At 68.7% G+C, this 20,002-nt stretch carries 23 protein-coding genes; 3 read left to right on the forward strand and 20 right to left on the reverse strand.

The genetic code is table 11. The features are described 5' to 3' along the window. Positions 1 to 26 precede the first annotated feature (26 nt). From nuoK to OIE13_RS28355, 14 genes are all read right to left on the reverse strand, one after another. A complete protein-coding gene (gene nuoK, locus OIE13_RS28290; protein ID WP_326634893.1) occupies positions 27 to 323 on the reverse strand; it encodes an NADH-quinone oxidoreductase subunit NuoK in 297 nt (98 codons plus the stop codon). After that, a complete protein-coding gene (locus OIE13_RS28295) occupies positions 320 to 1,156 on the reverse strand; it encodes an NADH-quinone oxidoreductase subunit J (RefSeq protein ID WP_326646831.1) in 837 nt (278 codons plus the stop codon). Before OIE13_RS28295 ends, nuoK begins: the two co-directional genes overlap by 4 nt. Further along, on the reverse strand, positions 1,149 to 1,664 hold the full coding sequence (gene nuoI / locus OIE13_RS28300) for an NADH-quinone oxidoreductase subunit NuoI (protein ID WP_326646830.1): 516 nt from the start codon (positions 1,662 to 1,664) through the stop codon (positions 1,149 to 1,151). The genes OIE13_RS28295 and nuoI overlap by 8 nt, the downstream gene beginning before the upstream one ends. After that, complete coding sequence (gene nuoH, locus OIE13_RS28305) at positions 1,651 to 3,000, reverse strand: NADH-quinone oxidoreductase subunit NuoH (RefSeq protein WP_326646829.1); 1,350 nt, start codon at positions 2,998 to 3,000, stop codon at positions 1,651 to 1,653. The genes nuoI and nuoH overlap by 14 nt, the downstream gene beginning before the upstream one ends. Further along, positions 3,000 to 5,471: an NADH-quinone oxidoreductase subunit G gene (locus OIE13_RS28310; protein ID WP_326828946.1), complete on the reverse strand. Its 2,472-nt coding sequence runs from the start codon at positions 5,469 to 5,471 to the stop codon at positions 3,000 to 3,002. The genes nuoH and OIE13_RS28310 overlap by 1 nt, the downstream gene beginning before the upstream one ends. A 67-nt stretch (positions 5,472 to 5,538) precedes the next feature. Continuing rightward, on the reverse strand, positions 5,539 to 6,825 hold the full coding sequence (nuoF, locus tag OIE13_RS28315; protein WP_326828947.1) for an NADH-quinone oxidoreductase subunit NuoF: 1,287 nt from the start codon (positions 6,823 to 6,825) through the stop codon (positions 5,539 to 5,541). A 115-nt stretch (positions 6,826 to 6,940) separates the two neighbouring features. Next, complete coding sequence (nuoE, locus tag OIE13_RS28320; protein WP_326646950.1) at positions 6,941 to 7,603, reverse strand: NADH-quinone oxidoreductase subunit NuoE; 663 nt, start codon at positions 7,601 to 7,603, stop codon at positions 6,941 to 6,943. A gap of 86 nt (positions 7,604 to 7,689) precedes the next feature. Then, positions 7,690 to 9,015, reverse strand: coding sequence for an NADH-quinone oxidoreductase subunit D (locus OIE13_RS28325; protein WP_442811706.1), 1,326 nt, complete (start codon positions 9,013 to 9,015; stop codon positions 7,690 to 7,692). After that, on the reverse strand, positions 9,012 to 9,689 hold the full coding sequence (locus OIE13_RS28330; protein ID WP_030916692.1) for an NADH-quinone oxidoreductase subunit C: 678 nt from the start codon (positions 9,687 to 9,689) through the stop codon (positions 9,012 to 9,014). Before OIE13_RS28330 ends, OIE13_RS28325 begins: the two co-directional genes overlap by 4 nt. Before the next feature lie 44 nt (positions 9,690 to 9,733). Continuing rightward, positions 9,734 to 10,285, reverse strand: a complete 552-nt coding sequence (locus tag OIE13_RS28335; RefSeq protein ID WP_326646826.1) for a NuoB/complex I 20 kDa subunit family protein — start codon at positions 10,283 to 10,285, stop codon at positions 9,734 to 9,736. A gap of 2 nt (positions 10,286 to 10,287) precedes the next feature. Continuing rightward, positions 10,288 to 10,647, reverse strand: a complete 360-nt coding sequence (locus OIE13_RS28340) for an NADH-quinone oxidoreductase subunit A (RefSeq protein WP_326646824.1) — start codon at positions 10,645 to 10,647, stop codon at positions 10,288 to 10,290. Positions 10,648 to 10,649: 2 nt separating this feature from the next. Further along, positions 10,650 to 10,772 (reverse strand): hypothetical protein, encoded by a 123-nt coding sequence (locus OIE13_RS28345; RefSeq protein ID WP_326646823.1) that lies wholly within the window; start codon positions 10,770 to 10,772, stop codon positions 10,650 to 10,652. After that, complete coding sequence (locus tag OIE13_RS28350; RefSeq protein WP_326646822.1) at positions 10,769 to 12,046, reverse strand: geranylgeranyl reductase family protein; 1,278 nt, start codon at positions 12,044 to 12,046, stop codon at positions 10,769 to 10,771. The genes OIE13_RS28345 and OIE13_RS28350 overlap by 4 nt, the downstream gene beginning before the upstream one ends. A 151-nt stretch (positions 12,047 to 12,197) precedes the next feature. Beyond that, positions 12,198 to 12,923, reverse strand: a complete 726-nt coding sequence (locus tag OIE13_RS28355) for a demethylmenaquinone methyltransferase (protein WP_326646821.1) — start codon at positions 12,921 to 12,923, stop codon at positions 12,198 to 12,200. Positions 12,924 to 13,001: 78 nt separating this feature from the next. Here OIE13_RS28355 and OIE13_RS28360 point away from each other — a divergent pair, with 78 nt between their 5' ends. Next, entirely contained in the window at positions 13,002 to 14,267 is a 1,266-nt protein-coding gene (locus OIE13_RS28360; RefSeq protein ID WP_326646820.1) for a delta-60 repeat domain-containing protein, read from the forward strand. Here the strand turns inward: OIE13_RS28360 and OIE13_RS28365 are convergent. Next, positions 14,251 to 14,448, reverse strand: a complete 198-nt coding sequence (locus tag OIE13_RS28365) for a DUF4229 domain-containing protein (protein WP_326646819.1) — start codon at positions 14,446 to 14,448, stop codon at positions 14,251 to 14,253. The two genes, OIE13_RS28360 and OIE13_RS28365, sit on opposite strands and share 17 nt — an antisense overlap. 262 nt (positions 14,449 to 14,710) lie before the next feature. Between OIE13_RS28365 and OIE13_RS28370 the strand changes: the two genes are divergently transcribed. Then, positions 14,711 to 14,950: a BldC family transcriptional regulator gene (locus tag OIE13_RS28370; RefSeq protein WP_012887349.1), complete on the forward strand. Its 240-nt coding sequence runs from the start codon at positions 14,711 to 14,713 to the stop codon at positions 14,948 to 14,950. A gap of 122 nt (positions 14,951 to 15,072) precedes the next feature. Here the strand turns inward: OIE13_RS28370 and OIE13_RS28375 are convergent, their stop codons facing one another. Together OIE13_RS28375 and OIE13_RS28380 are read right to left on the reverse strand one after the other, a co-directional pair. Beyond that, positions 15,073 to 15,312 (reverse strand): hypothetical protein, encoded by a 240-nt coding sequence (locus tag OIE13_RS28375; RefSeq protein ID WP_326646818.1) that lies wholly within the window; start codon positions 15,310 to 15,312, stop codon positions 15,073 to 15,075. Positions 15,313 to 15,322: 10 nt separating this feature from the next. Further along, on the reverse strand, positions 15,323 to 16,171 hold the full coding sequence (locus tag OIE13_RS28380) for a hypothetical protein (RefSeq protein WP_326646817.1): 849 nt from the start codon (positions 16,169 to 16,171) through the stop codon (positions 15,323 to 15,325). A 113-nt stretch (positions 16,172 to 16,284) separates the two neighbouring features. Between OIE13_RS28380 and OIE13_RS28385 the strand changes: the two genes are divergently transcribed. Further along, positions 16,285 to 16,584: a PLDc N-terminal domain-containing protein gene (locus OIE13_RS28385; RefSeq protein ID WP_442811705.1), complete on the forward strand. Its 300-nt coding sequence runs from the start codon at positions 16,285 to 16,287 to the stop codon at positions 16,582 to 16,584. 60 nt (positions 16,585 to 16,644) lie between these two features. Here the strand turns inward: OIE13_RS28385 and ccsB are convergent, their stop codons facing one another. From ccsB to OIE13_RS28400, 3 genes are read right to left on the reverse strand one after another with little or no spacing between them, the layout of a single operon-like run. Continuing rightward, positions 16,645 to 17,613: a c-type cytochrome biogenesis protein CcsB gene (gene ccsB / locus OIE13_RS28390; RefSeq protein WP_326646815.1), complete on the reverse strand. Its 969-nt coding sequence runs from the start codon at positions 17,611 to 17,613 to the stop codon at positions 16,645 to 16,647. Beyond that, positions 17,603 to 19,270 carry a cytochrome c biogenesis protein ResB gene (gene resB, locus OIE13_RS28395; RefSeq protein WP_326828948.1) on the reverse strand — a complete coding sequence of 556 codons (1,668 nt, stop codon included), beginning with the start codon at positions 19,268 to 19,270 and terminating at the stop codon, positions 17,603 to 17,605. Before resB ends, ccsB begins: the two co-directional genes overlap by 11 nt. Beyond that, positions 19,270 to 19,989, reverse strand: a complete 720-nt coding sequence (locus OIE13_RS28400) for a cytochrome c biogenesis CcdA family protein (protein ID WP_442811704.1) — start codon at positions 19,987 to 19,989, stop codon at positions 19,270 to 19,272. The genes resB and OIE13_RS28400 overlap by 1 nt, the downstream gene beginning before the upstream one ends. Positions 19,990 to 20,002: the final 13 nt, after the last annotated feature.

Consider the following 20,002-nt stretch of genomic DNA (forward strand, 5'->3'; position numbering starts at 1 on the left):
ATCTCAGCGGGTTCCACGGCCACCTCTTAGTACTTCAGCAGGTTCGCGTCGTCCACCGACGCGGACCTGCGGGTTCGGAAGATCATCACGATGATGGCGAGGCCGATGACGACCTCGGCCGCGGCCACCACCATCACGAAGAACGCGATGATCTGGCCGTCCAGGTTGCCCTGCTGCCTGGCGAAGGCGACGAACGCGAGGTTGCAGGCGTTGAGCATGAGCTCCACGCACATGAACACCACGATCGCGTTGCGCCGTACCAGCACGCCGATGGCGCCGATCGCGAAAAGCAGCGCGGAGAGCACCAGGTAGTGAGTGGTCACTTGCCGTCCTCCTGCTGGGGCGCCGCGTCCTCCACCTGGACGGGCTTGTCGCCTGAGTCGGAATCGCGGTCTTGCTCCGCGTCCTTCTCCAGGACCTGCTTGATGAGCGCCGCCTTCACCGGGTCGGTCGGCGCGAAGCCGCCCTCCATCTCGTGCCTGGCGAGCACCCGGTTGATGGACTTGTCGGAGACCGTGCCGTCGGGCAGCAGGGCCGGCATGTCGATCGCGTTGTGCAGCGCGTAGGTGCCGGGTCCCGGCAGCGGCGAGGGCTGCGGACCGCTGAACCGGGCGCGGGCCAGGTCACGCTGGGTGGCCTTGGGCCGGATGCGCTCGCGGTGCGCCAGCACCATCGCGCCGAGCGCGGCGGTGATCAGCAGCGCCGAGGTGACCTCGAAGGCGAAGACGTACCGCGTGAAGATCAGCTGTGCCAGGGAGGGCACGTTGCCGCCCGCGGCCTTCGTGGCCTCGGCCAGGCCGGCGGGCGCGGCGAAGGTGGCGTTGCCGACCCCCAGGGCGAGCAGGAAGGCGAAGCCCAGGCCCGCGATCGCCGCCCAGATGCGCTGCCCCTTGATCGTCTCGACCAGCGAGTCGGCGGAGTCGACGCCGACGAGCATCAGGACGAACAGGAAGAGCATCATGACCGCGCCGGTGTAGACGATGATCTGCACCGCGGCGAGGAAGGGGGCGTCCTGCACCGCGTAGAGCACGGCCAGCGACAGCATGACGACGCCCAGCATCAGGGCCGAGTAGACCGCCTTGCGGCTGAAGACGAGCCCGAGTGCGGCCGATACCGAGACGACCGCCAGGATCCAGAACGTGATGGTCTCACCCATTGTTGCGTCCCAGCCGGTAGTAGTCCTCTTCGGTCTCGCCAAGGCGCATGGGGTGCGGCGGGATCTCCATGCCGGGACCGAGCGGTGCGAGCAGCATCTCCTTGGTGTAGATCAGGCTCTCACGGCTGGTGTCGGCGAGATCGTACTCATTGGTCATCGTCAGCGCCCGTGTCGGGCAGGCTTCGATGCACAGGCCGCACAGGATGCACCGCAGATAGTTGATCTGGTAGGTGCGCCCGTAGCGCTCACCGGGTGAGAACCGTGCCTCGTCGGTGTTGTCGGCACCCTCGACGAAGATCGCGTCGGCCGGGCAGGCCCAGGCGCACAGCTCACAGCCGACGCACTTCTCCAGACCGTCGGGCCAGCGGTTGAGCTGGTGCCGGCCGTGGAAGCGCGGAGCCGTGGGCCGCTTCTCCTCGGGGTAGTTGACCGTCTCGACCTTCTTGAACATCGTGTGGAAGGTCACGCCGAATCCCTTGATGGGATTCAGCCAATCAGTTGCTCCCACTGGGAACCTCCTTGCGCTCTACCCCGTGGTAGTGCGGCAGGTCGAGCGGCGGCACAGGGAAACCACCCGCGGTCGGCTCGGCTTGGAGTTGCTCGAACTCGGCTTCGACCAAGGCGGCCTTGGCCTCCTTGCGCTTCTGCAGCACGCTGTCGAAGCGCCACCAGATCCCGAGGCAGCCGATCATCACGAGTGCGGCCAGGATGAGCACGAACGACCGGTTGACATTGTCGATCTGCAGGGCCCTGACGGTGGCCACGAGCATGATCCACGCCAGGTTGATCGGGATGAGGACCTTCCAGCCGAGGGCCATGAGCTGGTCGTACCTGACGCGCGGCAGCGAGGCGCGGCACCAGACGAAGAAGGCGAAGACCAGCACCATCTTGGCGAAGAACCAGAGCAGCGGCCACCAGCCGGTGTTCGCCCCGTCCCACATGGAGATCGGCCACGGGGCCCGCCAGCCGCCCATGAACAGGGTGATGGACACCGCGGAGACCACGAAGACGTTGACGTACTCCGCGAGCATGATGACCGCGAACTTCAGCGAGTTGGAGTACTCGGTCTGGAAGCCGCCGACCAGCTCGCCCTCACCCTCGGGCAGGTCGAAGGGGACCCGGTTGGTCTCGCCCAGCATCGTGATGATGTAGATCAGGAAGGACGGGATCAGCAGGATCATGTACCAGGAGGGCATCGGGATCTCCAGGCCGCCCAGCCTGAACACCCCGCCCGAGGCCTGCGCCGCGACGATCTCCGAGGTGGACAGCGTCCCGGCGAACAGGAACACGCCCACGAACGACAGGCCCATCGCGATCTCGTACGAGACCACCTGGGCGCTGGCCCGCAGGCCGCCGAGGATCGAGTACGGGGAGCGCGAGCCCCAGCCGGCCAGCACGATGCCGTACACGCCGATCGAGGCCATCGCCAGCACCAGCAGCACCGCGACCGGGAGGTCGGTGAGCTGCAACGGCGTCTGGACGCCGAACATCGAGACCATCGGGCCCATCGGGATGACGGAGAAGGCCAGGAAGGCCGGGACCGCCAGGACGACCGGGGCGATGAAGTAGATCACCTTGTCGACGGTCCGGGGCATCAGGTCTTCCTTGAGCCCCATCTTCAGGCCGTCGGCCACCGACTGGAGCAGCCCGAACTTGCCCGCCCTGTTGGGGCCGTACCGGTTCTGCATGCGGGAGATGAGCTTGCGCTCGAACCACACGCCGAACAGCACGCCCAGCATCAGGACGATGAAGATGACGACGGCCTTGATGATGCTGATCCAGAGCGGGTCCTTGCCGAAGTCGGCGAGGGTCGGATCGGCCGCTAGAAGAGTCCGGGCATTCATTACCGCTCCTCGTTAGCTTCGCCGGCGGCGCTTGCCTCGCCGGCCGTAGTGCCCACCGCGCCGACCCTGACCACGTCACCGGCGACGGCGTGCAGGTCACGGGTGACCGAGCGGCCGTCGGAGTTGGCCGGCAGCCACACCACCCGGTCGGGCAGGTCCGCGATCCGCACGGGCAGGCTCAACGAGCCGTGCTCGGTGCCGACGACCACCTCGCCGCCCTCGGTGAGGCCGCACTCGGCGGCGGTGGCCTCGGACACCAGCGCCACGCCGGGACGGGCGGTGCCCGCCAGGTACGGCTCGCCGGCCTGCAGGCGGCCGTCGTCGAGCAGCAGGTGCCAGCTGGCCAGGACCGCCTCCCCCGCCTGCGGCCTGGCGGCCTCCTGACCGCTCACCCTGGGAGCGGGGGCCCTGGGGCCGCGCCACGCGCCGATCGCACCGATCTCGCGGCGGGCCGCGGCGGGGTCGGGCAGGCCGAGGTGCACGTCCATGGCGTCGGCGATCGCCGAGACGACCCGCAGGTCACTCATGATCCCCGGAACCCCGAGTGCCTCCTCGAAGGAGCGCCCGCGCCCCTCCCAGTCGACGAAGGTGCCCGACTTCTCGGCCACCACGGCGACGGGGAGCACCACGTCGGCGCGGTCGGTGACCGCGCTGGCGCGCTGCTCCAGGCTCACGATGAACGGGGTGTTCTCCAGGGCCAGCAGGGCCGCCTGCGGCGCGGCCAGGTCGTAGGGGTCGACACCCGCGACGACGAGGGCGTCGAGTTGCCCGTCGAGCGCCGCCGCCAGCATGGCGGTGGTGTCGCGGCCCTCGCCCTCGGGCAGCGAGGTGACGTCCCAGGCCCTGGCCACCTCGGCGCGGGCGGTCTCGTCGTCGACCGGGCGGCCGATCGGCAGCAGGTTCGGCAGCGCCCCGGCCTCGATGGCTCCGCGCTCACCGGCGCGGCGCGGGATCCAGGCCAGCCCGGCACCGCTGGACTCGGCGAGCCGCAGCAGTGCCGACAGCGCACCGGGCACGGTGGCGAGGCGCTCACCGGCCAGGATGATCGCTCCCGGCTGCCTGATCGCCTCGGCGGCCATCACGTCGACGGCGGCCAGGTCGTCCAGGACGGCGGTCTCGGTGCCCGGCACCGCCGGGATCAGCGTGCCGCCCATCTTGGCCAGCCCGGGGCCGGCGAACGGCGCGACGGAGAAGACCTTCAGCCCCTTCTTCCGCCATGCCTTGCGCAGGCGCAGGAAGACGATCGGCGACTCCTCGTCGGGCTCGAAGCCCGCCAGCAGCACCGCCGGAGCCTTCTCCAGATCGGCGTAGCGCACCTCGATGCCCTTGCCGGCGACGGCGTGCGCCAGGAAGCGCGCCTCCTCCTCGGAGTGCGGCCTGGCGCGGAAGTCGATGTCGTTCGTCCCGAGCGCGAGCCGGGCGAACTTCGAGTACGCGTACGCCTCCTCGACGGTGACGCGACCGCCGACGAGCACGCCCGCGCGCCCGCGCGCCGCGGACAGCCCCTTGGCGGCGGCGGCGAACGCCTCGGGCCAGGAGGCCGGGACCAGGCGACCCTCCTCGTCACGGACGAGGGGGGTCTTCAGCCGGTCGGGCTGGGTCGCGTAGGTGAAGGCCCAGCGACCCTTGTCGCAGTTCCACTCCTCGTTGACCTCGGGGTCGTCCCCGGCCAGGCGGCGGGTGACCTTGCCTCGCCGGTGGTCGGTGCGCAGGGAGCAGCCGCCGGCGCAGTGCTCACAGGCACTGGGCGTGGAGACCAGGTCGAACGGGCGGGCCTGGAAACGGTAGGCGGCACCGGTCAGCGCGCCGACCGGGCAGATCTGCACCGTGTTGCCGGAGAAGTAGGACTCGAACGGACGTCCGTCCGCGGCTCCGACCTGCTCCTTGGCCCCGCGCTCGAAGAAGTCGATGAGCGGGTCGCCGGCGATCTCGTCGGAGAAGCGGATGCAGCGCGCGCACTGGACGCAGCGCTCGCGGTCGAGCAGCACCTCCGAGGAGAGCGCGACCGGCTTGTCGAAGGTCCGCTTCTTCTCCACGAAGCGGCTCTCGCCCTGGCCGTTGGACATGGCCTGGTTCTGCAGCGGGCACTCGCCGCCCTTGTCGCAGACCGGGCAGTCCAGCGGGTGGTTCAGCAGCAGCAGCTCCATGACACCGCGCTGCGCCTTCTCCGCGACCGGCGAGGTGAGCTGGGTCTGGACGACCATGCCCTCGGCGACCTCGATCGCGCAGGAGGGCTGCGGCTTGGGGAACCCCCGGCCGTTGCCGGCGTCGGGGATGTCCACCAGGCACTGGCGGCAGTTGGCGGCCGGCTCCAGCAGCGGATGGTCGCAGAACCGGGGGATCTGGATGCCGAGCAGCTCGGCCGCCCGGATGATCAGCGTGCCCTTCGGGACGCTCACCTGGAAGCCGTCGATGGTGACGGTGACCAGGTTCACCGGCGCCTGCGCCGGAGTGGTGGCTTCGACGGTCATGGCGTCTCCTCCGTCGGCCTGGCGACCGAGACGGTGCTGTGCTTGCCGGTTGCCTTCCCGCGCGCGTTCACTTCGCCCCCCACACCGTGGACGGGGCGTGATCGAACGGGCAGCCGCCGATCTCGAAGTGCTTGAGGTATTCGTCGCGGAAGTACTTCACCGACGAGTGGATGGGGCTGGTGGCACCGTCACCCAGGGCACAGAAGGAGCGGCCCAGGATGTTGTCGGCGATGTCGGTGATCGTGGTCAGGTCCTCTTCGGTGCCCTGGCCCTTCTCCAGCCGCTTGAGCACCTGCTTGAGCCAGTAGGTGCCCTCCCGGCAGGGGGTGCACTTGCCGCAGGACTCGTGCGCGTAGAACTCGGTCCAGCGGAGCACGGCGCGCACCACGCAGGTGGTCTCGTCGAAGATCTGCAGTGCCCGGGTGCCGAGCATCGAGCCCTTGGCGCCGACGGACTCGAAGTCCAGCGGGACGTCCAGGTGCTCGTCCGTGAAGATCGGGGTGCTCGACCCGCCGGGGGTCCAGAACTTGATCCGGTGGCCCTCCCTGATGCCGCCCGACATCTCAAGCAGCTCGCGCAGCGTGATGCCGAGGGGAGCCTCGTACTGGCCTGGCCGGGTCACGTGGCCGCTCAGCGAGAAGATGCCGAAGCCCTTGGACTTCTCGGTGCCCATCCCGGCGAACCAGTCGGCGCCGTTGGCGATGATCGAGGGAACACTCGCGACCGACTCGACGTTGTTGACCACGGTGGGCGAGGCGTAGAGACCCGCCACGGCGGGGAAGGGGGGCTTGAGCCGAGGTTGGCCGCGATAGCCCTCCAGCGAGTCGAGCAGCGCCGTCTCCTCGCCGCAGATGTAGGCGCCCGCCCCGCTGTGCACGACGAGCTCCAGGTTGAAGCCGGTGCCGAAGAGGTCGGTGCCGAGGTAGCCCTTGGCGTACGCCTCGGCCACGGCCGCCTGCAGGCGGCGGATGACGTGCAGCACCTCGCCGCGCACGTAGATGAAGGCGTGGTTGGCCCGGATCGCGTACGCGGTGATGATGATGCCCTCGACCAGCGCGTGCGGGTTGGCCATCATCGTCGGGATGTCCTTGCACGTGCCGGGCTCGGACTCGTCGGCGTTGACCACCAGATAGTGCGGCTTGCCGTCCCCCTGGGGGATGAAGCCCCACTTCATGCCGGTGGGGAAGCCCGCGCCGCCTCGGCCGCGCAGCCCGGAGTCCTTGACGACCTGAATGACCGCGTCGGGATCCATGCCCAGCGCCTTCTTGGCCGCCGAGTAGTCGCCGTAGCCCTCCAGGGTGAAGGAGTTCGGCTGGTCCCAGTTCGCGGTGAGAACCGGGGTGAGAGTGGTCACTTCGTCTCCTCGCCTGGCAGCCCGTCGCTCCGTGACGAGGCCGCGCCGTGCCTACCTGCTCGCCCGTCGCGCCCGCACGCGCCGGCTCGCCCGATCATGTCGACCTCGCGCCCGTTCACGCCTCGGGAGCCTTCCACCCGTTGGCCTTAGCGATCTTCAGGCCCTCCAGTGAGGGACCCGCCGCCGAGGGGCCGTCACCGGCCAGACCGTCTGGCAGGCCCGAGAGTACCCGCGAGGCCTCCTTGAACGTGCAGAGCTTCTTCGGACCCCGGGTCGGCGAGGGCTCCTTGCCGTCCCTGAGGTCGTCGACGAGTTGCTTGGCCGAGGCCGGTGTCTGGTTGTCGAAGAACTCCCAGTTGACCATCATCACCGGAGCGAAGTCGCAGGCGGCGTTGCACTCCAGCCGCTCCAGCGAGATCTTCCCGTCCGGGGTCGTCTCGTCGTGACCGACACCGGCGTGCTCGGAGAGCTCGTCCCAGATCTGGTCGCCGCCCATGACCGCGCAGAGCGTGTTGACGCACACGCCCACGTGGTACCGGCCCATCGGCCTGCGCTTGTACATCGTGTAGAAGGTGGAGACGCCCACGACCTCGGCCTTGCTCAGTCCGAGTATCTCGGCGCAGAACTCGTGGCCGTTGTCGGAGACGTAGCCGTCCTCGGACTGCACCAGGTGCAGCAGGGGGAGCAGTGCCGACCGCGGCCTGGGGTAGCGGCCGATGATCTCCTTGGCGTCGCGCTCCAGGCGCTCGCGCACTTCCGGCGCGTACCCCTTGGTCATGGTCGCGCTCACCTCCTCGTTGCTCGACGGGGTGCTCTGCCCGCCCACCGGCGCACCGCCGGCAACCGCTCTCTCGTCGGGCGTGCTCATCGGTCGACGCCTCCCATCACCGGGTCGATCGAGGCCACCGCCGAGATGACGTCGGCGACCATGCCGCCCTCGCACGTCGCGGGCATGGCCTGCAGGTTCGTGAAGGACGGATCGCGGAAGTGCACGCGGTAGGGGCGGGTGCCCCCGTCGCTGACCACGTGGGCGCCGAGCTCGCCACGGGGCGACTCGACCGAGGCGTACGCCTGCCCCGCCGGGACCCTGAAGCCCTCGGTCACCAGCTTGAAGTGGTGGATCAGCGCCTCCATGGAGCCGCTCATGATGTGCGCGATGTGGTCGGGCGAGTTGCCCAGGCCGTCGGGGCCGAGCGCGAGCTGCGCGGGCCAGCCGATCTTCTTGTCGTCGACCATCACCCGGCCGCCCTTGAGCGGCCCCGAGAGACGGTCGAGAGCCTGCTCAATGATCTTGAGCGACTCCTCCATCTCGGCCACCCGTACCAGGTAGCGGCCGTAGACGTCGGCGGTCTTCTCCGTCGGGACGTCGAACTCGTAGGTCTCGTAGCCGCAGTAGGGCTGTGACTTGCGCAGGTCCCACGGCAGGCCCGCGGCCCGCAGCATCGGGCCGGTGACGCCCAGCGCCATGCAGCCGGTGAGATCGAGGTAGGCGACGTCCTTGGTCCGGGCCAGGTAGACCGGGTTCGCGTCGAGCATCTTGCGCATGTCCTTGATGCGCCCCGGCATGACCTTGAGCAGCTCGCCGACCTTGTCGACGGCGCCGGCCGGCAGGTCGACGGAGACGCCGCCGGGCCGGACGTAGGCCATGTTCATCCGCAGGCCGGTGATGTACTCCATCACGTCGAGCACCATCTCGCGCTCGCGGGACCCGAAGAGGAACGGCGTGGTCGCGCCCAGCTCCATGCCGAAGGTGCCGATGGCCACCATGTGCGAGGAGATCCGGGTGAGCTCCATCATCATCACCCGGATGGCCTGGGCCCGCTCGGGGACCCGGTCGGTGATGCCCAGCAGCCTCTCGACGCCCATGCAGTAGGCGGTCTCGTTGAAGATCGGCGCCAGGTAGTCCATCCGGGTGACGAACGTCGTCCCCTGGGTCCACGTCCGGAACTCGAGGTTCTTCTCGATGCCGGTGTGCAGGTAGCCGATGACCGTGCGCGCCTCGGTGACCGTCTCGCCGTCCAGGTTCAGGATCAGGCGGAGCACGCCGTGCGTGGACGGGTGCTGGGGCCCCATGTTGATGACGAGCTGCTCGTCCTGCTGGCCGGTGAGGGTTTCGAGCAGTTCCGACCAGTCGTTGCCGGAGACGGTGTAGACCGTGCCCTCGGCGGCCTCCTCGTTAAAGGTGCTCACGTGTAAGACCTCCTCTGGTCCGGCGCGGGAATCTCGGCGCCGCGGTACTCGACCGGGATGCCGCCGAGCGGGTAGTCCTTGCGCTGGGGGTGGCCGTCCCAGTCGTCGGGCATCATGATGCGGGTCAGCGCCGGGTGTCCGTCGAAGACGATGCCGAAGAAGTCCCAGGTCTCGCGCTCGTGCCAGTCGTGCGTCGGGTAGACGGAGACCGTGGAGGGAATGTGCCGGTCGTCGTCGGGGCAGGAGACCTCGACGCGCAGGCGGCGGTTGTGCGTGATCGAGCACAGGTGGATCACCGCGTGCAGCTCCTGACCCGCCAGGTGGGGGTAGTGCACACCGGACACGCCGAGCGAGAGCTCGAAGCGCAGGGCGGCGTCGTCACGCAGCGCCCTGACGACGTCGAGCAGGCGCTCGCGCCTGACGTGGAAGGTCAGCTCGCCGCGGTCGACGACCACGCGCTCCACCGCGTCGGCGAAGTCGCCGCCGAGGGCGCGCTCCAGCTCGTCGGCGACGGTGTCGAAGTAACCGCCGTACGGGCGGGGGGTGGAGAGCTCTGGCTTGCGCCGCACGACGAGGCGGCCGTAGCCCGAGGTGTCTCCGGTACCCGAGGTGCCGAACATGCCCAGGCGGGCGATGGGCTCCTCCGGGACCTCCGGGAGGTTTTCAGTGCTCATGTCGGTCGCCTACCGCTCCTCGTTCGCCGCGTGGGTTTCGCTTCTCATTTCGCGGTTCCCTGGTCGATCAGCGGCAACGTCCGTAGTGCCCGCAGTTCGAGCTCGTCGATCTGCTTGGCGCGGTGCGCGCCGAACTTCGTGTTCTGGATCTTGTCGTGTAGCTTGACGATCGCGTCGATGAGCATCTCGGGCCTCGGCGGGCAGCCGGGCAGGTAGATGTCGACGGGGACCACGTGGTCGACGCCCTGCACGATCGCGTAGTTGTTGAACATGCCGCCGCTGGAGGCGCAGACGCCCATGGCGATGACCCACTTGGGCTCGGCCATCTGGTCGTAGATCTGGCGCAGCACCGGGGCCATCTTCTGCGACAGCCGGCCCGCCACGATCATCAGGTCGGCCTGGCGCGGAGACGCCGAAGCGCGCTCCATGCCGAAGCGCGCCAGGTCGTGCTTGGGACCACCGGTGGACATCAGCTCGATGGCACAGCAGGCAAGACCGAAGGTGGCCGGCCAGACGGAGTTCTTACGTGCCCAGCCGGCGACCTGCTCGACCGTGCTGAGCATGAACCCGCTCGGAAGTTTCTCTTCAAGTCCCATATCTAGTCCCAGTCCAGACCCTTGCGGCGCCACACGTACGTGTAGGCCACGAGCACGGTGACGATGAACAGCATCATCTCGACCAGCCCGAACATCCCGAGCTGGTCGAACGCGACAGCCCACGGATAGAGGAAGATGATCTCGATGTCGAACACGATGAACAGCATCGCGGTGATCATGTACTTCAGCGGGAAACGGCCTCCTCCCACGGGCTGGGGCGTCGGCTCGATACCGCATTCGTAGGCGTCGAGTTTCGCGCGGTTCCAGCGCTTGGGACCGGTGAAGGGGGCGATCGTCACCGAGAAGATCGCAAATCCCGCCGCGAGAACGGCGAGCACCAGGATGGGTGCGTACAGCTCCATCGCTACGCCTCCTCTCCCATCTCCACGCGCGCCGGCGCGTAGCTCTGCATGTTGGTGTATTTCGAAAGTCCAGGCAGGGCGATCATCGCCCTGAGTCCCAGGTGTTCGGCGTTCGTTGAGCTCATGCCGGTGGCGCCACCTTCGACAGGGCGTTGATGATGCGGTCCGACGCATCACCCCGCCGGTCGGTGAGATTAGCAAGGAGTTTGAGGGCGAACCTCATCAAGCGGGGGTGCGGCAGCGCGTGACGCGTGGCGAAGTTCATCACACCGCGGTGCCCGATGAGCTCGACGAAGCCACGGCCAAGGGTGAAGTAGCCGCCGTAGGCGTCCTTCAGTGTATGCGGGTAGGCCCGCAGCACACGTTCCCGCTGGGCGGGGGTGACCCTGCCCAGCGCCTGGACGATCATCTCGGCCGCGACGTGGCCACTCTCCATCGCGTACGCGATGCCCTCGCCGTTGAACGGGTTGATCATCCCGCCGGCGTCGCCCACCAGCACCAGACCCCGCGTGTAGTGCGGCTGGCGGTTGAAGGCCATCGGCAGCGCGGCGCCCCTGATGGGGGCCGTCATGTTCTCCTCGACATAGCCCCACTCGGCCGGCATGCCCTTCACCCAGCGCTTGAGCAGGTCTCGGTAGTCCATGCCCTTGAAGGAGTCGCTGGTGTTCAGCAGCCCGAGGCCCACATTGGACGTGCCGTCGCCGACGCCGAAGATCCAGCCGTAGCCGGGCAGCAGGGTGTCGCCGTCCCACAGCTCCAGCCAGGTCTCCAGGTAGTCGTCGTCATGGCGGGGGCTCTTGAAATACGTCCGCACCGCGACGCCCATCGGGCGGTCCTCGCGCTTGTGCAGCCCCATCGCCAGGGAGATCCGGGTGGAGTTCCCGTCGGCGGCGACCACCAGCCTGGAGCGGTAGGCGACCTCCTCGCCGTTCTGCTTGGCGAGGACGCCGACGATGTGCCCGCTGCGGTCGTCCAGGATCGGGGCCGTGACGTTGACCCCCTGCAGCAGGCGGGCACCCGCCCTGACCGCGTTGCCGGCCAGGATCTCGTCGAAGTCCTGGCGGGTGCGGACCAGGCCGAAGTCCGGGTAGCTCGCCAGCTCCGGCCAGTCGAGTTCGAAACGCATCCCGCCGCCGACCACGCGCAGGCCCTTGTTACGGACCCACCCGGGGGCGTCGACGTCGATCCCCATGGCGATGAGCTGCTTGACCGCTCGGGGCGTCAGCCCGTCGCCGCAGACTTTCTCACGGGGGAAGGTGGTCTTCTCGAGCAGCAGGACGTCAAGTCCGGCCTGCGCGAGATGAAAAGCGGTTGTCGAACCGGCGGGCCCGGCGCCGACGACGATGACGTCGGCGTCAGCCTCAGCGACATTCCGCTGTCTGGCGGCTGGCACGGTCACGGGACCTGTCCTGTCCTACAAAGCTCTGGGGGCCTCGGGGTAAGGGGCCTTTTCGATCCTTTGTGAAGGGCTTCACAAACTTGTCGGCCCGAAGTCTAACGCCTTTGCGGGGCAAAGTGTCAGGTGGGTACTGCTATCGCCCGCCAATCTTCTACGCGGGCTTATACGCACGGTGGATGGCCACGATGCCCAGCGAGAGATTGCGCCAGGCGACCCGTTCCCAGCCCGCTTCCTGAATGATCTTCGCCAGCCCCGCCTGGTCCGGCCAGGCCCTGATCGACTCCGCCAGATACTCGTAGGAGTCGTCGTTGGAACCGAAGAGCTTGGCCGCCCGCGGCATCAGCCTCATCAGGTACTGCGAGTATACGAGGTCGAAGGACCTCGGCGTCGGGTGCGAGAACTCCAGGATCACCAGGCGCGCACCCGGCTTGGCCACCCGACACATCTCGCGCAGCGCCTGGCCGGTGTCCTGCACGTTGCGCAGCGCCGTGGAGATCGTCACCGCGTCGAACACGTCGTCGGCGAAGGGCAGCCGCAGCGCGTCACCCGCGATGAAGCTGACACCCCGCACTCCCCCTCCGGAAACGCCCGAGCCACCCCTCCGCCTGACCCCGGTGCTCAGCATGCCGAGCGAGAAGTCGGAGGCGATGGCGCGAGCGCCCAGCGAGGTGAACGAGTCGGTGGACGTACCGGTGCCCGCACCGAGGTCGAGGACCAGCTCGCCGGGGCCCGCGTCGACGGCCGCGGCGGTCGCCTTACGCCACAGCCGGACCTGGCCCAGGGATATAACGTCGTTGACAAGGTCGTACCGCCGGGCCGTGCGATCGAACATCGCGGCGACCTCATGCGGCTGCTTGTCCAGAGAAGCGCGCGTCATGACACCAAGCCTAGGCCCGCCCCGACAATCCACGGAAAGTAGTCATTCGATTACCCAGAGCATGCTAAAAATTGTCGAATGTTTGCCAGAACCGCTTACCTGCTAGCCACGACCCTGATCCTGGTCCCTCCCGGAATCGCCACCGCCGGCACCACGGAGCACAGCAGGGTCGTGCTGACCGATCCGGTGAACACCACTCCCCACGTGCTCGACGGGATCGTCAACGCCATCGCGCTGGTGGGCGGCACGGTGGTGGTCGGAGGCTCGTTCGGCGAGGTGCGCGAGGCCCGGAGCACGAGGGTGCTGTCGCGGGACAACCTTTTCGCCTACGACCTGGCCACCGGGCGGGTGCTGCCCGGTTTCGCACCGCGTCTCGACCGCCCGGTGCGGGCCCTGGCGGCGGGGGTCCACGACACCGTCTACGTGGGCGGCCGGTTCACCGCGACCGGCAGGACGCGGACGCGGGGTCTGGCCCTGCTCCGGCTGTCCGACGGATCCCCGGTGGCCCGCTTCGGCGCCCAGGTCCGCGGCGGAACGGTCACCAGCCTGGCCAGGCTCGGCCGCCACCTCTACGTCGGCGGCGACTTCACCGGCGTCGGCCCCGCCGCCCGTACGGCGCTGGCCAGGCTGGACGCCGTCACCGGCTCGGTCGACCCGACCTTCGCGATCAGGCCGGACGAGCCCAGGGGAGGAAGGGTCAGGGTCCACGCGCTCTCCCTCAGCCACGGCAGGCTGGCCGTCGGCGGCGACTTCGCCACCCTCGACGGCCTGTCACGCCCGCAACTCGGCCTGATCGACGTCGCCGCATCACCGGCCACTGTCGCGCCCTGGCGGACCGGCGCCTACCGGGGCAGGTGCATGGCCGACTTTCCCGGCTACCTGCGAGGCCTGGACTTCGCCCCCGACGGGAGCTACCTCGCCGTCGTCACGACCGGCGGCCCCGGGGGACGGGACAGGATGTGCGACACGGCCGCGCGCTTCGAGACCGGCGCTCGCGGCGAGGTTCGACCGACCTGGGTGAACCACACCGGGGGTGACTCGCTGTACGCCGTGGCGGCGACGGGGGCGGCGGTCTACGTCGGCGGCCACCAGCGCTGGCTGGACAATCCGCTCGGCCATGACTCGGCCGGGCCGGGAGCGGTGGCGCGCCCGGGGATCGGAGCGATCCACCCCCGCACCGGCAAGGCCATGACATGGAACCCGACGCGGGATCGTGGAATCGGAGTCAAGGCATTCCTGGCACACCCCGGCGGATTACTCGTTGGTAGTGACACAACCCGGCTTGGTCACGAGTACCATGCCCGAGTCGGCATGTTCCCCTTGCCGATCACTCCCGATTCTTAGTGATTCGCTCGCTTACCGCGTCCCTCTGCTTTGACAGCAGGACATAACTGGCCACACCACTGACCAGGAATGCGGCGACCAGCAGGAACAGGGGCTGACGCAGGCCGAGGATATAGAGCACTCCCAGGCTTACGGCGAGTAGACCGACCCGGGACGCGGTGTAAACGATGACAGGATGCACAACGTCGAGGCTACGTCACTCCGCTCACCCGAGCATGACCGCGGTGGTTGCACGAACACTCTTCGCATCGTCTGCGAGCGCTGCTAGTGTTCACAACAGGCCAGTTTCGTAAAGAAACACCCACGAGAGTCCCAAAGAGGCTCTATCATATAACAATCGGGCAGGCAGTAGATAACAACCCGTGATCTTTGTTGAAAACCACGGATAAATCAGGCTTCGCTCGGCACACTGGTTACCTGTCCGCCCGCTGGCAGGAAGCGGGATGCGAGGGGGAGAGATTGTGGAGAGTAGCAGCGAGCGTCTGCTGACGCCCGGAGAGGTTGCCGCCCTCTTCCGGGTCGACCCAAAGACGGTTACACGCTGGGCCGCGGCAGGCCGCATCAGCAGCATCCGTACCCCCGGAGGGCACCGGCGTTTCCGCGAGTCGGAAGTGCACGCCCTTCTGCGTGGAGAGGACGTCTTGACGGCCGAACGGCCGGCAGGCGAGTCCCCGCGCGTCTGACGACTTAGGACGTCACACCATCGGTGATCCTGCGCGCCTTACCCGGAAGCCGCAGGGTCACCGTGGAGTCGTGTGAAACCTCACACGACGCGGACGGTGACCAAGCCCGTACCTGAACCCGTCTAGGTCTCCTGCTCGGCCTTGAAAGCCAGGAACTCCCGCTCCAGGTCGTCGTTCTCCTCCAACCAGCGCCGCCGCCGCTCGGCCCACTCCTCCTCGGTGAGCGACTCGGCCAGCCAGCGGTCGTAGTCCGGATCCCCCGGAGACACCTCGACATAGGCGTTGCCGATCAGGCGCCCGTCGTCGCCGGCCAGGGTCTGCGGAACGCGCAGAGTACCGTCAGCGAGCCTGACGACGTACATCCCAGATCACCTAGATTCCGTAGCGCCGGTTGAAGAACAACATGACGTTGAGCGCCATCCTCGTGTCGCCACCCAGCATGTCGACCAGCGCGGGGCGCTGCCGGGAAACGATCGCCGAGAAGGCGTCGGCGAAGAACTCCTTGCGGCCCAGGTCGCCCGACTGCAGATGGAACCCCGAGGCCAGCTTGGGAACGCACTGGGCGTAGAGGGCGGCGAACTCCGGGCAGTCGGAGACCCAGTCACCGTGGGAGGCGTCCACATCGTCCAGAGCGTGCCCGACCTCGTGCATCATCACATCGGGGGTGGGCGAGGGCCGATCCCCCACCACGATCTTGCGATCGCCGTACGCTCCCGCGCAGACGTCCCAGGTCGCCCGGCCCGAGGGAAGCGGCGCACCGCGCAGGTACCCCATGTCGTCCAGATCGGGCACCCCGCCCGCGCCGACGTAGATGCCGTCGAGACCATCGGCCAGCTTGTCCTTCAGCAGCTCGGGCAACCTGGCCAGGCTCTCCACCGCCCGCACGACCTCCGGCGGCGGGATCTCCCACCGCGAGTCCCACTGCCGGTGCAGAATGCGCTCCAGGCGCCCGCAGTGGCGCAGGCCGTCACCCAGATCCGGAGTGTCAGGAGAGTTGGGTTGTGCCCGGGGACGCCCGTCGTCGAGCTCGAAGTCCTTCCAGGTGTACTGCGGGCGGTCGACCACCGGGGCCGTGACCGTCCCGACCCGGCGCTCCGCCTCGCGGGGAACCTCGCGGGGAACCTCACGCGGAGCCTCCCTGACAGCACTCTCCGCACGTGTGGCCGGACCTCGCTGCCACCACCGCCGCCGATGGCGGCCCTTGTCGCCCGATTGTGCCATCACACCCCCTGGGGAAGTGCCAACGGGCTCTACGTTAACCGTGTGAGCCCTCGCCAGTCATCCGCAACCGAGGGCTGACCGCAGCGGGGCTCACAATGGCTTACAGTTCGGGCATGCCCCTGCTTGTCGGTCTGGCGATACTCGCCTTCTGGCTCTACTGTCTGTTCGACGCCATCACCACACCCGACGAGGAGTCCAGAAACCTGCCCAAGCTCCTCTGGGTGCTCATCGTGGTGCTGCTGCCGACCATCGGAGGGCTCTTCTGGCTGCTGCTTGGCCGGCCGAACGGCCCCAGGGCGCCCCGCTCACTCCTGGCAGAGGACACACCACCGCGTCCCGAGGCCCCGAAGGGCCCCGACGACGACCCCGACTTCCTCAAGGACCTCGACCGCCGGCTGCGCGACGAGGACTGACCGGACGAACGACGACTGACCGGCCGATGCGGCCGGTCAGCGGGAGGCGCGGCGCCGAACTCAGGGAACCTCTGCGTAGGAGTGCAGGCCTCCCACGAAGATGTTCACCCCGACCAGGTTGAACAGCAGGCAGGCGCAGGCGACGAGCTGCACGATCGTGGCGGCCTTGCCCTTCCAGCCCGCGGTGGCCTTGGCGTGCAGGTAGGCGGCGTAGACGATCCAGGTGATGAAGGCCCAGATCTCCTTCGGGTCCCAGCCCCAATAGCGACCCCAGGCCTTGTCCGCCCAGAGCGACCCGGCGATGACGGCGAAGGTCCAGATCGGGAAGCCGATCACGATGGCCCGATGCGCGACCCGCTCCAACTGCGGCCGGGGCGGCAGCAGGACCGCGGTGTCCTTCCTGACCAGGTAGAGGATGCCGGCGATCCCGGCCATCAGGAACAGGCCGCTGGCGACGATCGCCGCCGACACGTGGATCAGGACCCAGTAGGTGTTGAGCGCGGGCACCACCGGACCGGCCTGCACCTCCAGGTACCGGACGGCGAAGCCGAGCCCGAGAGCCGCCGTGACCATGACGAACGCGCCGAGGAAGCGGACCCGGTAGCGGAGGTTCATGAACAGGAACGCGCTCACCGCCGCGAAGCACATGGCGACCACGAACTCGTACATGTTGCCCCACGGCCACCGGTCCACGGCCAGGCCGCGGGTGAGGAGGGACCCGAGGTTGGCGGCCCAGCCGAGCCAGCTCAGCCCGACGGCCACCATCCCCGCCCGCGCCGCCCGGGCGGAGGGCGTCCGGTCCACCGGACCCTCATCCTCCGCCGGGGCGGACTCCGATGCTCCCGGGGCAGCGCCGGCACCGACGGTGGCGAGCGCGGGCCGCTCCGCAGCACGGTCCTGCGCCGCCGCGGACCGGCTGAAGGCCAGGTCGAGGGCATAGGCGATCATTGCGAAGACGTAGAGCAGCACCGTCGCCAAGATGAGCTGATCGCTCAAGGTGGCGAGGCCGGCATCGACCTCAACGGGCATCCTTAACTCCTGGGTTGGGAATTCCTGGGTTCAAAACGGAGACGATCTCGGTGAACTCCTCGCCGAAATCGCCACCCTCGGTACGGGTGAGACCACCCACCTCGACCCGCCGGCTCTCCCCCTCGGGCCGACCGGCCTCGCCGTGGATCCGTACCCACACCCTGCGGCGACGGACGGTCAGGGTCAGCACGAGGCCGACCACGGCGAGGACCGAGGCGGCGAACGCCGGTATCCGGCCGGGATCGTAGGTGATCTGCAGGGCGATCCACTCCCTGACGCCGGTGAACTCGATGGAGCCCATGCCGCCCGGGAGCGTTAGCCTCTCGTTGACCGCCAGCGGGTCCGCCTTCATGACCAGCGGCTTCATCTTCTTCAGACTCGCCGGGTCGAGCTCGTAGACCGACTGCGGCCGGCCGTCCTTCAGGCCCAGGTCGCCGGCGAATGCACCGTAGACCTGGGCCGTGGGGTTGGCGGCGCCGGGGAAGACCGACACCCACTCCGAGCCCGCCGGGACCGTCGTCGGCAGGAAGCCGATCAGGATGCCGAGCTGCTCCGGCTGCGCGTCCGGGACCTTGATCACGCACTCGGAGGTGAAGTTGGCGGGCTGGACGACCAGGCAGGGCACCGGCCCGTCGAAGGCGACCTGGCCCTTGCCGTCGGTGATCCTGAAGGTCGGCGCGTAGCCGTGGTCGATCAGGTAGCTCTGCGTGCCGTTGACGTTCAGCGGCTCGTTGACCTTGAGGACGTAGTCGCGCGCGGGGGCGCCGGGGGCGTCCTCGACCTTGAGCCTGGCCTCGAAGTCGAGGGGCTGCCCGGTCTTCTCGCCCTTCGCGATGTAGCTCGCCTGGAAGTCCTCGACCGTGAAGGAGAACGGCTCCAGCGACTCGGCGTTCACCTGCTGCCCCGGCATGTAGCGGTCGTAGGCCGCGACCGTGTTGGCGAACCCCTCCCCCTCCACGACCAGCACGTTGCCCCGGTAGCCGTAGAGCGTGCCGATCCCGACCGCGATGAGCAGGCCGAGCAGGGCCACGTGGAACAGCAGGTTGCCGGTCTCGCGCAGGTAGCCCTTCTCCGCGGCGACCCAGCCGGGCCCCGTGGTCACCCGGAACCGCTTGGCACGCAGCCTGGCGGCGGCCTCCTCGACGGTCAGCGGGGCCTCGAAGGAGGCGTGCTGCGGCAACCTGCCCAGGTTGCGCGGCGCCGCGGGCGGCTTCCTGCGCAGCTCCCGCAGGTGGGTCGCGGTACGGGGGAGCACGCAGCCGATCAGGGACAGGAAGAGCAGAAGATAGATCGCGGCGAACCAGGGCGCCTTGAACACGTCGAACAGCCAGAACCTGTCCAGCCACTCGGCGAGCTGGGGGCTGTCCTCGAAGTACTGGAAGACCTTGGCGTCGGAGACGCCGCGCTGCGGCCAGATCGAGCCTGGAATGGACGCCAGGGCGAACAGGAACAGCAGGATCAGCGCGATCCGCATCGAGGTGAGCGTCCGCCAGAACCAGCGCGCCCAGCCGACGAACCCGATCCCCACGGACCCCCGTCCCGCGTTCTTCCCGCTCCTCCCGCTCGTCCCGTTGGCCTCGTGACTGCTCGCGGCCACCGTCTCCGTCTGCGGCTCGGCCACCGCTCGCTCTCCCGTCCCGGGGTCGATGTGCCCCATCAGATCACCGGCTCGAATCCGCCGACCCAGCCCTGGATCATCGCGACGAGCTGCTCCCAGAGCCCGGTGACGAGCAGGACGCCGACGACGACCAGCATCACGCCGCCCGCCCGCGTGATCAGCTGCGAGTGCCGGCGTACCGCCTTGAACGTCCGGAGGGCCCTGCTGTACGCCAGCCCTGCCACCACGAACGGCAGGCCGAGGCCGAGCGCGTACGCGAAGGCGAGTAGCGCGCCGCGACCGGCGCTCCCCTCGTTCAGGCCGAGGGTGAGCACGACCGCGAGGGTGGGGCCGATGCAGGGGGTCCAGCCGAGGCCGAACACCAGGCCGAGCAGGGGCGCCCCCGCCAGGCCCGCGGCGGGGAGCCGGTGGATGCGGAAGTCACGCTGCAGGCCGGGGACGACCCCCATGAAGGCCAGGCCGAGCACGATCGTCAGGGCGCCCAGCACCCGGGTGATGATCCCCGCGTTGCCGAACAGCACCGCGCCGAGCCCGCCGAAGAGCGCACCTCCGGCCACGAACACGGCGGCGAAACCGAGGACGAACAGCACGATGCCCGCGACCATGCGCCCCCGCCTGGGGTCGGCGCTCATGCCGGTCACGTACGACAGGTAGCCGGGCACGAGCGGCAGCACGCACGGCGACAGGAACGACACCAGTCCGGCCGCGACCGCTATCGGCAGCGCCAGCGCCAGCGAACCACTCGCGACGGTGCTCATGAGGTCGGCGATC

Origin of the sequence: Streptosporangium sp. NBC_01810, assembly GCF_035917355.1 — a bacterium.
Lineage (GTDB): Bacteria > Actinomycetota > Actinomycetes > Streptosporangiales > Streptosporangiaceae > Streptosporangium.

What these genes read in the sequence shown, in the direction of transcription:
- OIE13_RS28295 (WP_326646831.1), bottom strand. Translation starts at nt 1,156, where the DNA reads ATGGGTGAGACCATCACGTTCTGGATCCTGGCGGTCGTCTCGGTATCG.
- nuoH (WP_326646829.1), bottom strand. Translation starts at nt 3,000, where the DNA reads ATGAATGCCCGGACTCTTCTAGCGGCCGATCCGACCCTCGCCGACTTC.
- OIE13_RS28310 (WP_326828946.1), bottom strand. Translation starts at nt 5,471, where the DNA reads ATGACCGTCGAAGCCACCACTCCGGCGCAGGCGCCGGTGAACCTGGTC.
- nuoE (WP_326646950.1), bottom strand. Translation starts at nt 7,603, where the DNA reads ATGACCAAGGGGTACGCGCCGGAAGTGCGCGAGCGCCTGGAGCGCGAC.
- OIE13_RS28330 (WP_030916692.1), bottom strand. Translation starts at nt 9,689, where the DNA reads ATGAGCACTGAAAACCTCCCGGAGGTCCCGGAGGAGCCCATCGCCCGC.
- OIE13_RS28335 (WP_326646826.1), bottom strand. Translation starts at nt 10,285, where the DNA reads ATGGGACTTGAAGAGAAACTTCCGAGCGGGTTCATGCTCAGCACGGTC.
- OIE13_RS28340 (WP_326646824.1), bottom strand. Translation starts at nt 10,647, where the DNA reads ATGGAGCTGTACGCACCCATCCTGGTGCTCGCCGTTCTCGCGGCGGGA.
- OIE13_RS28345 (WP_326646823.1), bottom strand. Translation starts at nt 10,772, where the DNA reads ATGAGCTCAACGAACGCCGAACACCTGGGACTCAGGGCGATGATCGCC.
- OIE13_RS28355 (WP_326646821.1), bottom strand. Translation starts at nt 12,923, where the DNA reads ATGACGCGCGCTTCTCTGGACAAGCAGCCGCATGAGGTCGCCGCGATG.
- OIE13_RS28360 (WP_326646820.1), top strand. Translation starts at nt 13,002, where the DNA reads ATGTTTGCCAGAACCGCTTACCTGCTAGCCACGACCCTGATCCTGGTC.
- OIE13_RS28370 (WP_012887349.1), top strand. Translation starts at nt 14,711, where the DNA reads ATGCGAGGGGGAGAGATTGTGGAGAGTAGCAGCGAGCGTCTGCTGACG.
- OIE13_RS28375 (WP_326646818.1), bottom strand. Translation starts at nt 15,312, where the DNA reads ATGTACGTCGTCAGGCTCGCTGACGGTACTCTGCGCGTTCCGCAGACC.
- OIE13_RS28380 (WP_326646817.1), bottom strand. Translation starts at nt 16,171, where the DNA reads ATGGCACAATCGGGCGACAAGGGCCGCCATCGGCGGCGGTGGTGGCAG.
- OIE13_RS28385 (WP_442811705.1), top strand. Translation starts at nt 16,285, where the DNA reads ATGCCCCTGCTTGTCGGTCTGGCGATACTCGCCTTCTGGCTCTACTGT.
- ccsB (WP_326646815.1), bottom strand. Translation starts at nt 17,613, where the DNA reads ATGCCCGTTGAGGTCGATGCCGGCCTCGCCACCTTGAGCGATCAGCTC.
- resB (WP_326828948.1), bottom strand. Translation starts at nt 19,270, where the DNA reads ATGGGGCACATCGACCCCGGGACGGGAGAGCGAGCGGTGGCCGAGCCG.
- OIE13_RS28400 (WP_442811704.1), bottom strand. Translation starts at nt 19,989, where the DNA reads ATGAGCACCGTCGCGAGTGGTTCGCTGGCGCTGGCGCTGCCGATAGCG.